The following is a 12,632-nucleotide window of genomic DNA, read 5'->3' on the forward strand; positions in this document are numbered from 1 at the left end:
TGCCCTACGTTTCTTATACTAACCGTTGGCAGTAATAACTCGAATAATAATGGCAGTTTTAGAATCTAATACTTATAGTAATATTGTAGAAGTTGGAAAAAAAGCAGTTACTGCGTTAAAAAATCATGATTTAGAGGCGTTCGAAAAGTGGGCAGAACAAGGTTGGCAATTATTTCCTGAACCTAAAGAAAATTGGAATCAAGGATATAATTATGCTAAAATGGTCTTCAAAGGAGTTTTCGATAATCAAAAATTCGAATCAGCTAAATTATGGCTAAATAGAATGATTTCGAATAACAATCATCTACATAATTTTGATGGAGAATGTCAGTTTTATGAAGGTAAATATTTGTTCGAAACTGGCGAATTTGAAAAGGCTTTATCTAATTTTAAAGGAGTTGTAAAAGATGCAGGATTAAGATATTTTGAAGAAGACAAAAAATATCTTGATTTCTACAAAAACCCACATAAATATATAAAGTAATGTTTGGCAAATGGATTTTTTAGCAAGTTTGCTCAAATGGACTTCACTCGAACGGGCTTCAGAAGGTTCCAATCTGCGCAAGCAGAATGTGCTTACTCATATGTTTCGCTACTACTGCCAACAAAGCCTAAACGTAATGCGGACTTTAGGGCTGAATCGTAAGGTCTGCGTATATTTATGAAGTCGCTAAATCTTATGGATTTAGCTTTGGACAAGAAAAAATAAAACTAAACAATAAGCTTTAGCTTCGTGCGCAGACGGAAACGAAAAGCTTCCTTGCCACCGCACTACGCTTAGCCCAGTCGTTGCCATTAATTATGAAAAAAACTGAGAACCCAAATAAAAAACTTGAACTAGTAATTAAAGATTCGGATTTACCTTCGCTCTCAAAAGATTTTGCGGAAGTAGCTGTTGATGGAATTTTGGATGATGGTGTTTTAAGGGATTTACCTCTTGTTGGAGCGGTTATAGGTGTTATAAAATTTGGAAACTCAATAAATAAATATCTTTCTGCAAAGAAAATCTATAAATTCCTATTTGAGCTTCATAAAATTCCACAAGAAGATAGAATTAAAAAAATTGACGAAATCAATAATTCTAAAAAGTATCAAAGTAGTGTTGGCGAAATGATATTCGAACTATTAGATAGAATTGAAAGCGACGGAAAACCAGAAATAATTGGTAAAATGTTTGCTGCTGTAATCGAAGAAAAAATTGATTTTACTGATTATTTAAGATGTGCTCATATCGTGAAAAATTTCTTCTATTATGATTTAGTAACATTAAAAAACGGACACGAAAAAGGAGAAATTTACACGAGTTTTGGAGATGGTTTTTTTGATAGTGGACTTGTTATAATCGGAACTATGGGTAAAAATGAAACTCGACTTTCAGAATTAGGTAAAATTATCATTGAAATTGGGATGAAATAACTAATGGCAACAATGTATATAAAACATAGCTAATATAGGCTTTCCGAAAGGTTTGTGTGTATTTATGAAGACCGCCAAATTTTTAAATTTGGCTTTTTGAGAAAATAAATATAAAAAGAAAAATTTAAAAATTCGGCTCGTGTATAATCCGAAAAGTTAGCGTCTATTTACACGCTACGTTCCATATACTAGACGTTGTAACACATTTTGAACAAACCTTTAACTAATTAATATCTATTGAAATTAAGAGCAGTTTTTACGTTTCTGATACTTACCCTAATAACAAGTTGTTACTCGGAAAAATGTAACTGTGAAATGGTTAATGAAACTATTGAAGAGAATATTCAATCTTTGAAAGAAATAGAGAAATCGGAGTGGAATGAATTAAGAGCTGATAGTTACAAAACATTTAAAAATGATACTTACAGGCTTACTATTTATCCAACATGGACGAATGCGGAGATTTCAGAATATAAAATGGAAAATGGATGGGGCGATCCGAAAATATCTATAAAACGATACGAGAGAATTCTAGATGGACAAAAAACTCATCTAAAAAAAATTGGGGAAACTGAAGAAATTCCTTTGTCTGAAAATGATTGGAATCAATTTGACAATCTCGTAACGGAGCAATGCTTTTGGACTATGCCAATTCGCTCAAAAAGTCAATATTTAGACGGAACAGGGTGGATTCTTGAAGTAAAAAAGGGAAAAACTAACAGTTGTTCGGACAGAGAATACCATATAGTTTCAAGAGTAACGGACTCGCCAAAATATTTTGAAATATGCGACAGGTTATTAAAGTTAGGCAATAGTTCCCAAAAAGAACAGGATAGCTTACTCTATAAAAGTTGGACCTCAGACTGAACGAAAAAAAAAAAAAAAACGGCTTACAATAAAGCTATAAACAATACAGGCTAAGATTTACGTATTTTTATGAGGTCGCGAAATCTTTGGGATTTCGCTTTGAAATAAAAAAGAAAAAACCTGCCTCACCAGCAGGTAAGCTTAACCATAAGATTTCGCTGTTTGTGTGTTAGAAAGTAAACCTGAGTTTACTCTCGTACTGTACATCGTTCAGGCGTCGTATTTAATTGAAAAATTAAATTATTTTAAATAACTAAGTCAAAAAATCAATTGATATGTGGTTAAAAGCTTCTTGCTTACTTGAATTCGAAATACCTGTTCCAACACCATTTTTATTCATATTAAGACCACGAAGCGGATTTCAACAGTGGATTTCAAGAGAAGAGTACTTTCTATCTCCTAATGTACCTACGCTTGAGTTTACAGATTCGTTTGGTAATCTATGTCAGCGCCTTATTGCTCCAGCCGGGCATTTCATTGTACAAACAAGTGTTTATGCTGAAACTTCTGAGGTCTCTGACCAAGGTTATGGAGCACCATTTATTGAAGTTCAATGTCTACCACCTGAAATTCTTCCTTTTTTGTATCCCAGTCGTTATTGTGAGTCAGATAAATTTACTGAAATGGCCGCCTCGATAGTAATGGGTATACCAACAGGTTATAATCAATGTAGTGCAATATCAGATTATATAAGAAAAACATTTAATTATACACCTGGCTATGGACATGAACAACTTAGTGCTGTAGAAGTAAATCAATTGAGCAACATTGTTTGCCGAGATATGGCGCATTTGGGGATCGCCTGTTGTAGAGCGCTTTCTATACCATCTCGTATGGTAGTGGGCTATCTTGAAGGTCTTGAACCAATGGATTTGCATGCGTGGTTTGAGGTCTATGTTGGCAATAGATGGTATACATTCGACCCTACACAAAATGATCTAAGAGGAGGACGCATCGCAATAGCCTATGGTCGAGATGCTGCCGATGTCGCCATATACACACAATTTGGTAACCCTGTTGAGCTTTTAAAATTGCATGTTGAAGTTCAACGGATGACTGGTCCTCCGAATTTAAAATTATTATAGCTACCATGCCATAATCAACAAAGTTCAAAATAGTATAAAAAGCAACTCTCATAGAGTTATCTTAAACCAAAACCATTGACCACAATCCAAAAGCTCATATTACGATTTGTATTTCTATATTTTCTCTTATATATCTATCCATACGGGTTTGAGTATATCAAAGAGATTGATCCAAATAATTTTTCATTCTGGAAGGGAATTACAATAAAATTTGGAGAAGTATTTTTAGGCTGGGAATACAACCCAGATATGTTGTTAAATGGTCTGGACTCTAAATATGACTTTACCAGGTTTCTTTTAATTGCAGTGATTTCTTTAGTAGGCACCGCAATTTGGATATTCATAGATTCTAAAATTAAAAAAGAGTATAACCACAAACTCAAAATACTTTTACAAACAATTCTTAGATATCATATAGGACTTACACTAATTCTCTATGGACTTTCAAAAGTGTTCTTACTTCAGTTTGGCACAATGGATATTGACAGCCTAGAAACCGCAATTGGTGAACATAACGGAATGAATTTGGTATGGGCTTTCATGAGTTATTCTAAATTCTATGGTATTACTGCGGGGTTGATAGAAGTTATAGGCGGCTTGCTGTTGTTATTTAGAAGAACAACTTCTTTAGGTGCTTTCTTGTTGTTAATAGCAATGATAAATGTTGTATTGATGGATATTGGGTACGACGTTATTGTTAAGATGTTTGCGATTCATTTACTTCTTATGATCGTATTTTTAATGTGGGATGATTTAAAGCGATTATATGATTTTTTCTTAAGAAATAAGCCATCCACTGCGGCTATCTATATGCCTCTTTTTGAAGGGCGAAAAGGCAAAACTATTCGATACATAACTAAAGGTGCATTGTTGCTATATGTTTTTATCTCGTTTAGCCTCGAAATGACAGAAAGAATAGAACAACAGTATACTAATCATTATGAAAGTTTTACAAGTTCACATGAAATAGAACTATTTGTAAAGAATGGAGATACAATACCCAAGAACAAAATAAATGGCAATCGCTGGAATAAAATAAGGATAAACGATTTATCTTATTTACCCGAAACCCTAATGATTTTAAATGAAGATAATACCACAGAACGTTACAAGTTTACCGCAGATACATTGACTAAAAAATTACATTTAACCGATTTGTATGGCGATGACCAAACTCTTCACGAATTAACTTATAAAGCCTTAGAGAATAAAGTTTATATTTATGAAGGAATATTTAAAGGAGATTCCCTTTGGATGAAAACAAGAGCCAAAACAATTAGCGATTATAGATTAACGCGCAATGGTATTCGTTGGATTAGAGATTTGGAATAAATTTAAAATTCGACATAAAGAATAGGCTTAAAGAACGATTGAAAAATAGGCTACTAATTATTTAAATAAAACATTATGGGTAAAAGTCAAGATGCAAAGAAAAATGTAAAAAAGGAACCAGTAAAAACGGCTAAAGAAAAGAAAGAAGCAAAAAGATTGAAAAAATCAAAGTAAGAATAGTAATTAACTCAATTTCATTTCTCTAAATATTTACAATCAAAGTTTACATTAAAAATTCTGCATGTGCGAATTTATAGCGATATAGTTGGCTACATATGGTTAATGATGGTAAAATTATGCGGAGTAGATCTTAAAAAGAAACAATTCAAAAATCATTAAAAAGGAAATATTACTGTATTTACAGTAGCCCTTTTTAATGATTTTTTGTTTTATTCTAAAGTACAAATGATGATTTTATTAATGGCTAATTCCTGTTTTGTACTTAGTATGCTATATTTAATTGCTAGCAGTATTTCCTCCTTTAGTGGCGAAACCAAAAAATTACTTTAAGCCAACGTTTAATTAGTTGATAAAGAAGATAATTTATTAAACAGATTTAGAGATTAACAATACTGCTCACAATTTAAATAGTGCATATACACTCTTTAGAATGCTATAGCACCATATAAGAAACGTTTAACAACACTTTAAAACTAACTATTTGAAAATAATTGAGTACTTAGAAAAAACAATTAAAATCTTAATAGCAATCTCATTATTGTTAATATTAATCGGTGGTTTTGTTCATTTATTTGATATCTACAATATATTAAGAAGTAGTATTTTCGTGGGGATACCTCTTTTTCTAATTAGCTTTATTTCGTACTTATTTTTAAAAATAGCACAGAATTTAAAAAATAAGAAACCGGTAAATAAACTGCATATATTTTTAGCATTATTATGCCTATTCGGTATTGGTTTGAGTTTATTATTTGTAGAAATTATGAGTACTGGTCATTGAAATATCTATGATTTTATAACAAACCTCCTTCAAAAACGTTGTGGTTACAATTGAAAAAGGTAATTAACAAATCTTTTCTTTCTTAACTTGGACCAACGATGAAACTAATTACATCAATAATTTTATTTTTAATTTCGATTTCTAGTTTTTCACAAAATGAATTAGAAAAGCAGATTGAATTAATAGAGAAAAATATTCAATTAAATAGTATGTCCGATTTTGAAAAAATTGAAACGGACTTAGATAACGATAATGATTTAGATTATATATACTTATACCAATGCTCTGAACCAAAATGCATAGAAGTTTATTTAAATGTAAATCAAAAACTAGAAAAAGTAATCTCTGAATTCTGCTATAATTTTTATTTATATAATGGAACAAATAAAGATTTAGTAATTAAACAAAATCATTGTTGTGGAGAAAGTCCTTTTACATCAAACAGAGTTTTTAATTTTCATTTAGACCAAACGATAACTAAAGAGAATTACGTTCTTTATAATGAGAGCTATGAACTTTTTGAACCTAGTTTTTATTTGTCTACATCTTATGATGTAAAAATTCTTAACAACAATTATAATGTTAGATTTTCGCCAAACATAAGAGAATATGACGTAAATGAATCTCAGTTTTCGTGTGAAACAAAAACTAATATTATCGGTAAATTAAAAGTTAATAGTAGTACAAAGGTTTTATCTGAATTAATTAAAGGAAATCGAATTTGGCTTTTTGTTGAAATTGAAAGCGAAAATTTAAACGATACTGAATGTTATAACCCTATAGACTATGATTTCAAAGATCAAAAACTAAGAGGCTGGATAAGTAATAATTTCGTGAGCAAAACAAAAAACTAATGCTAGCACCTATTTTAATATGTTGCTTGTTTTAAATAATTTACATAAACCTTCGCGAAGATTCTTTCTGTTCCCTTTTACTAACTTCATTGCTTAAAATATCAAGCATACATATAAGAGAAGTCATTAATGCAAAAAAAAAGAATTAGAAATTACTCATAAATCGTTATCACACTTAAAAATACAACTTTCCATATACTTCGATGTTAGGTAACATCTAACAAAACCACGAAAAGAGAAATATGAAACATACTTTTTTTATTTTGAGTCTCTTAATTGCCGCTTGTTCATCAAAGAAAAAAAAAGAAGTCAATCATGAACATAAAGAAGTAGTTACTAAAAAGATAATTACAGAAACTAACGAATTAAAAGAAGAGGAATTAACTTTTGTTGAAATTCAAGATTCTTTGAGAATACAAATCCTTAATTCAAAACCAAACGAAAACCTGAAATCTAGTATTTTGCAAGAACTATATATTAAAGGGCTCGTAAATCAAATAAAAGATAAAATTAGGTTTGACCTTCCTTTTAATCTTCATGGTTTTGATTGCGGAGCACCTGATTGTTATTCAACAGATATACTATTTGAATTTACAGCCAGCTACCCTATTGTATTTCCTGAAAATATTGATTTTCAATTAGTTGAGCATGGCTGTGGAATTGAAAAAAATATAAAAGAGAATGGAGTTTTTGAATTAGTTGAACACACGCAAACATATGTCAATTACTATTCTAAAAATCAGAAAAGTAATTTGATAATTATTGAAGACAAAAGAGAACTATATTATTTTTCAGACACAAAACCAAATTCAATAAAAGTCGATTTAATAGAGAAACTATTTGAAGAATACGATGAAGAAGACCCAAAATTCACAGAACCATATCAATCTACAACAATGAGAAATAATGATTATGGAGATTTTATAAGAAAAGAATAAATACATTAGTTTTTACGATGTTTAATTAATTGGCTGGTTCTAGCCTACTCACGAAAAAAGTGTTTACTTAAAAAATTGAGGTAACATATGAAAGAGAAAATAACAGATGACAGATTTGAAGATATTCTAAATAGTATAATTATATCGTATGCAAAAAAATCATCTCCTCTAATTTGGCATCAAATGGCTATGGAATGGAATTGGGACAGTTCATCCGTATTTCTAAATTGGCTTGTTGAAAACCCATTAACCGATAAAGGAACTGCGTTAATGATTTATTGGAAATCGGCACCTAGATATTGGAAGAAATTCAAAGACAAAAAAGACTTAATATCTAAAGAAAAATATTCTTTAAATGATTTTGAATTTGTCGAAAAAATAGAGGCTAATTATTTAAATGGATTTTATAAACAAAGTACTTTTGAATATAACCCTAAAAATGATGAACAAGGCTACGACTGGACAAGTGATTATTTAGACGAAAAGAACGTTAGAGATATACCGAAAATAATGTTCGAAAAAGTGGAAGGTAAAAAAGTAGATGAACCGAAAGATTACATAGAAGGGTTTCCAACTGAACTAGATTTACTTAGGCAAGAGATTTTTGAGAAATACGAAATAGATTAAGAATTAAACTTAAGGACTATAAAAATAATTAGGTCTTAGTATTTAAGTAAAGGGGATGTCCTTTTTTACTGCGATGAACATCATATAAAACCTTACTGTTGTCGAATCAAAAAGTTTACAATCATTTAAGAAGTGAACCAAATTTAAGATTTGGCAATAAAAAATTTATAATAACTACTACCACAAATTTTATTCATGTATAAATTAACATTAATTATATTCATTTTCAGTTCATTTTTATTGAACTGCCAAACCATCGATGAACTCAAATTATTACCCATTCAAGTAGATGGAAATTTTGGTTTTATTGACTATTCAGGAAATATGGTTATTGAACCTATATACAATGATTTTGAAGGCTATTCTGAAGGGGTTATTGGAGTAGGATTTGAAGGTAATGATGGGTTTATAAATGAAGAAGGTGAAGAAATAACAGGTTTTATATATGATAGAGTACGTTACTTTAGTGAAGGTCTAGCTGTTGTTCAATTAGATAAGAATATTGGGTTTGTAAATACAAAAGGTGAAATAATAATACCTATAAAATATAATTATGCTTTTCCTTTTAGTGATGGTATGGCAGCATTTAGTAATTATATAGATGCTGATAAATATGGATATTTAAATAAAAAAGGAGAGGAAATAGTAGCACCACAGTTTGATGAGGCAAAATTGTTTAAAGAAGGTTTTGCTGCAGTAAAAGTTAATGGTAAATATGGTTTTATAGATAAAAAAGGAAAATATATAGTTGAACCAAAATATGATAGTGTTAAAGATTTTTTTCAAGGCTATGCAGCTGTTGAAAAAGAAGGTTTTTGGGGTTTTATTGATACTAATGGAGTTGAAATAATACCACTAAAATATAATGAAGTAGCACCATTTATAAATGGTTATGCCGTGGTAAATGAACCATCTCTTAACTATGGCATTATAAATACTTTGAATAAACCCGTTATACCATTCGATTATTATAAACTAGAAAATTTTCAAGAAGATATGGCACTTGCCACAAACGACGAAGAGAAAATGGGTTTTGTAAATAAAAATGGAGAATTAGCTATATCAGCAATATATGATTATGCCTATGGTTTTAATGAAGGTCTAGCACCTGTTGCTATTAGAGAAGGAAATGACAAAAATGGAAACTTAAATTGGGGATACATTAATAACAAAGGGAAACTAATTATACCATTGAAATTTGATACCGCTCAACCTTTTATTGCAGGTGTTGCCCTTGTAGGTAGAAGAACAGGAGAATTTACATATGAATATGGTTATATAGATATACAAGGTAATTACATCGTAAAACCTCGTTTTTCTAGTGCTACCCCATTTCATAAAGGTGTTGCTTCAGTTTACGATGAAAACGCTAATCCGAAAAAAAACTATATTAACAAACAAGGAGAATTACTTTATACTATTTCAGAAAAATAAAATACAGAGTTTAAAAAAGAAGAAACCGGTAAATAAACTGGATATTTTTTTAGTACTATTATGCCTATGCGGTATTGGTATAAGTGTATTGTTTGTAGAAATTATGAGTACTGGTCATTGAAATATCTATGATTTTATAACAGTCATTAATGCAAAAAGAATTAGAAATTACTCATAAAACGTTATTTCATTTAATTAAAAAGAATAGTACTCCTTTTTATTTTTCTATTGCTCAAATATTATGCTTTGTAGTATATTATTTTTATGATGTAGCACCTCATGGCCATGCAATAATGTCTAAACCAACTTTTCTATTTTTAATAGCAAATTTAATTTTATTGCTTTTATACCTCATAGTCTTCTTTTATAAAAAGAAACAAAATCTAATTTTTTGGATCATTCCTTTTTTCTTGTTTTTGTTTAATCTTTATGCTACAACTTAAAAGAGACAACGCAATAGATTTCGGATATTAAATTTTTCTTAGTCTTCAAAAACAGGAAAAATCATATCTCCAATAAAAAAGTTATTCAATAAATGAGTTTTGTAATTGTATTTTTGATTATTATCATGTTACTATATGCCATTCAAGAAAAAAAATAAAAGCTTTTCCTAATTGGTTTGATAAAACAATTGTTAGTCTACTACCCTACTTACCATAAATTAAAAATTCTAAGAAATTAAAAATGAAACCAAAATTATTAAAAACAAAAATTCAGCTTGAAAACGATCGTGTACTATTACTCCCTTTTGAGAATGAAAGAAATGAAGAGCTCAAAGAAATAATTTTCGATAAAGAAATCTGGGAATTTATGGGAATGAGTGTAAATAACGAACAGGGCTTAAAGAATTACATCTCTAAGACGATTAAAGATAAAAACAGCGGCTTGTGCTATCCGTTTTTAGTTATAGACAAACTAACCAATAAAGTTGCAGGCAGTACTAGATACGGCAACTTAAACACCTCTAGCCAAAAATGCGAAATTGGATGGACCTGGTACGGAACAGATTTTCAAGGCACAGGCATAAACAAAGCCTGCAAGTATGAACTATTGAAATTTGGCTTTGAAGAAATCGGCTTTAGAAGAATACAGTTTAGTGCAGACAAAGCTAACTTAAGATCATTAAAAGCAATCGAAAAATTAGGTGCGCAAAAAGAAGGTGTTTTTAGAAACAACCACATCGCATCAAATGGAGAAAGTAGAACTGATGTCTATTATAGCATCATTAAAAATGAATGGAAAGAACTTAAAGATGAGCTCTTTTCTGAATTTGAAACCTATTAAGAGAATAGTATTTTAAAATAAAAACTAGATACCGTAACCCATAAAATGAATTGCCTTAGAGTTTATTGAACAGAAATATCGTCTAGAAATAGCTTTAGATTCTGCTAAATTAATTCTGTATATGAATTATAAAAGCAAACAAGAACTTAATCGCTATTCTATATTTTACTGTCGTCAAAATTCAATTTAAAAGCACTGTTAATGAATACTTATATTCCTTTATTCTTTTTTTCAGTATTCATACTATTAGCTATTTGGGGTATTATGTATGCTGTAAAAAACAGTTCTGACTTATCTAATGACGTAATTAATGAAAAAATAATAGCACGCTTTAGCAATTTGCAAATAATAGATACAGAAGCTTTAGGTGTTGATTTTTGGTATGGTCATATGAACATATATGAAACTAGAATAGTTATTAAAAACAGTTCTTATTCTCATCATTTTGTAAAGAAAAATGTATTGCATAGTAAAAAGCCGATGACCATTTCTTTAAATGATTGTTATATAAAAGATAAGTGTCTAATTCTGAAAGGCACTAAACATAGGGTACTAAAAAGCAGTTCAATAACAGTGAAACTAAAATCAGAAAATTTTAATGATTTAATAAAAATCAAAGAATTAATAGATTAGCCTATTTGTTACATAGTTAGATACTACGAATGTAAAACGTTAACCGAAATGAATATTATACTAGTTCAAGCTTAGAAATGACATAGACGTTATAATTAGCGTCTGTAAGCGGTTATTAAAACAAGGTGATAAATTCTAAACTTCTTATTATGCTAGTGCCTTAGCTTCTATTATTGGGTGCAAGATTGAAATAAGAAAGATAACTTTCAAGACCGCTCTGCCCCTACTATTTTTTGTTGTATTATTATCATTGCAAGCGCAGCACTTAAGAGCTCTAGTTGGTTCAACAAAAATGAAAATGAAAAACTTCGATTTTAGAAATGTTTGAGAATTAAATAGTTAAAAATTACTTTTAACTATAATTATAATATAATTCAATGGCATATATAGATGTACAAGCATTCGATTTTAAAACAGAATATCTTCTTATACCAATTTACAATTATACTTAAGCATAAACGTTAGCAACATTTATATTTAGTCATATAAATTATTAAAATAATAGTATGAGATTCACGAAAAATATTAGATTTTCTTTCATTTTATTAAGCATAATACTTTTATCTGGCTGCAGTGGTAGTCTAGGTTACCATGGCACAACACAAACAGATTACCCCTATTTTGTAGTTACTGAGCCAATGATCGTTAAACATATATTAGTACCAAAAGGAACAAAACTAATTTATGAGGAACACTTTTTTAAAGAAGGAAAGCAAGCTAAATTAATGAGTGAAGATGACCTCGAAAAAATAGAACTTCCAGTTGATAGCCCAATAGTTTGGGGTGGTGTTCCAGTAATTTCTATTAGAAAATTCTTTAATCCAAAAATGCGAGGGTTTACTGTTACTTCAGATTTTAATCAACTAAGTGAAGATAAAAAAACAAAATTCTCTGATATATGGCTAAGCTGTGATGAAGATTTAGCAATTGAGGTGGAAAGTATTGATGATTGGTCTTTTAATAAAATTAATATATTAGATATTCAAGATTGTGGCACACTCTACCAGCGGTATTTTACCGGAGATCAAGAACAACAAGATTTTTTAAATACTATGTATAAAGAATTAATTAAAATAGAATCACATTAATAGCTAAATATCATTCACTAATACAACCAATACAAAATACTGACCTATAAGTTTAATTGCCTAGGTAAACGTTTTAGAAAGAGACAAAACGTTAATTTGTACTTAGACGTACA

12 protein-coding genes are annotated in these 12,632 nt (G+C 29.7%); all 12 read left to right on the forward strand.

Annotation, left to right across the window (positions count from 1 at the left end; genetic code table 11):
- The first annotated feature begins 49 nt into the window (after positions 1 to 49).
- On the forward strand, positions 50 to 484 hold the full coding sequence (locus QSV08_RS07555; RefSeq protein WP_324027790.1) for a hypothetical protein: 435 nt from the start codon (positions 50 to 52) through the stop codon (positions 482 to 484).
- A 317-nt stretch (positions 485 to 801) separates the two neighbouring features.
- The gene (locus QSV08_RS07560) at positions 802 to 1,416 is read left to right on the forward strand and encodes a hypothetical protein (protein ID WP_324027791.1); all 615 of its coding nucleotides are present in this window, start codon (positions 802 to 804) and stop codon (positions 1,414 to 1,416) included.
- 315 nt (positions 1,417 to 1,731) lie between these two features.
- The gene (locus QSV08_RS07565) at positions 1,732 to 2,283 is read left to right on the forward strand and encodes a hypothetical protein (RefSeq protein ID WP_324027792.1); all 552 of its coding nucleotides are present in this window, start codon (positions 1,732 to 1,734) and stop codon (positions 2,281 to 2,283) included.
- 275 nt (positions 2,284 to 2,558) lie between these two features.
- On the forward strand, positions 2,559 to 3,368 hold the full coding sequence (locus QSV08_RS07570) for a transglutaminase-like domain-containing protein (protein ID WP_324027793.1): 810 nt from the start codon (positions 2,559 to 2,561) through the stop codon (positions 3,366 to 3,368).
- 75 nt (positions 3,369 to 3,443) lie between these two features.
- Complete coding sequence (locus QSV08_RS07575; protein WP_324027794.1) at positions 3,444 to 4,700, forward strand: DoxX family protein; 1,257 nt, start codon at positions 3,444 to 3,446, stop codon at positions 4,698 to 4,700.
- A gap of 1,059 nt (positions 4,701 to 5,759) precedes the next feature.
- The gene (locus tag QSV08_RS07580; RefSeq protein WP_324027795.1) at positions 5,760 to 6,515 is read left to right on the forward strand and encodes a hypothetical protein; all 756 of its coding nucleotides are present in this window, start codon (positions 5,760 to 5,762) and stop codon (positions 6,513 to 6,515) included.
- A 242-nt stretch (positions 6,516 to 6,757) separates the two neighbouring features.
- Complete coding sequence (locus QSV08_RS07585; RefSeq protein ID WP_324027796.1) at positions 6,758 to 7,453, forward strand: hypothetical protein; 696 nt, start codon at positions 6,758 to 6,760, stop codon at positions 7,451 to 7,453.
- 87 nt (positions 7,454 to 7,540) lie between these two features.
- Positions 7,541 to 8,080 carry a DUF4274 domain-containing protein gene (locus tag QSV08_RS07590; RefSeq protein WP_324027797.1) on the forward strand — a complete coding sequence of 180 codons (540 nt, stop codon included), beginning with the start codon at positions 7,541 to 7,543 and terminating at the stop codon, positions 8,078 to 8,080.
- A 195-nt stretch (positions 8,081 to 8,275) separates the two neighbouring features.
- Positions 8,276 to 9,514, forward strand: coding sequence for a WG repeat-containing protein (locus tag QSV08_RS07595; RefSeq protein WP_324027798.1), 1,239 nt, complete (start codon positions 8,276 to 8,278; stop codon positions 9,512 to 9,514).
- A gap of 684 nt (positions 9,515 to 10,198) precedes the next feature.
- Complete coding sequence (locus QSV08_RS07600) at positions 10,199 to 10,798, forward strand: GNAT family N-acetyltransferase (RefSeq protein ID WP_324027799.1); 600 nt, start codon at positions 10,199 to 10,201, stop codon at positions 10,796 to 10,798.
- Between the two features lie 201 nt (positions 10,799 to 10,999).
- Positions 11,000 to 11,431 carry a hypothetical protein gene (locus tag QSV08_RS07605; protein ID WP_324027800.1) on the forward strand — a complete coding sequence of 144 codons (432 nt, stop codon included), beginning with the start codon at positions 11,000 to 11,002 and terminating at the stop codon, positions 11,429 to 11,431.
- Between the two features lie 506 nt (positions 11,432 to 11,937).
- A complete protein-coding gene (locus QSV08_RS07610; protein WP_324027801.1) occupies positions 11,938 to 12,519 on the forward strand; it encodes a hypothetical protein in 582 nt (193 codons plus the stop codon).
- Positions 12,520 to 12,632: the final 113 nt, after the last annotated feature.

The sequence above is a fragment of the Maribacter sp. BPC-D8 genome, from assembly GCF_035207705.1.
GTDB lineage: Bacteria > Bacteroidota > Bacteroidia > Flavobacteriales > Flavobacteriaceae > Maribacter.

Coding starts and splice junctions, on each gene's coding strand:
- QSV08_RS07555 (WP_324027790.1), top strand. CDS start 50: ATGGCAGTTTTAGAATCTAATACTTATAGTAATATTGTAGAAGTTGGA.
- QSV08_RS07560 (WP_324027791.1), top strand. CDS start 802: ATGAAAAAAACTGAGAACCCAAATAAAAAACTTGAACTAGTAATTAAA.
- QSV08_RS07565 (WP_324027792.1), top strand. CDS start 1,732: ATGGTTAATGAAACTATTGAAGAGAATATTCAATCTTTGAAAGAAATA.
- QSV08_RS07570 (WP_324027793.1), top strand. CDS start 2,559: ATGTGGTTAAAAGCTTCTTGCTTACTTGAATTCGAAATACCTGTTCCA.
- QSV08_RS07580 (WP_324027795.1), top strand. CDS start 5,760: ATGAAACTAATTACATCAATAATTTTATTTTTAATTTCGATTTCTAGT.
- QSV08_RS07585 (WP_324027796.1), top strand. CDS start 6,758: ATGAAACATACTTTTTTTATTTTGAGTCTCTTAATTGCCGCTTGTTCA.
- QSV08_RS07590 (WP_324027797.1), top strand. CDS start 7,541: ATGAAAGAGAAAATAACAGATGACAGATTTGAAGATATTCTAAATAGT.
- QSV08_RS07595 (WP_324027798.1), top strand. CDS start 8,276: ATGTATAAATTAACATTAATTATATTCATTTTCAGTTCATTTTTATTG.
- QSV08_RS07600 (WP_324027799.1), top strand. CDS start 10,199: ATGAAACCAAAATTATTAAAAACAAAAATTCAGCTTGAAAACGATCGT.
- QSV08_RS07605 (WP_324027800.1), top strand. CDS start 11,000: ATGAATACTTATATTCCTTTATTCTTTTTTTCAGTATTCATACTATTA.
- QSV08_RS07610 (WP_324027801.1), top strand. CDS start 11,938: ATGAGATTCACGAAAAATATTAGATTTTCTTTCATTTTATTAAGCATA.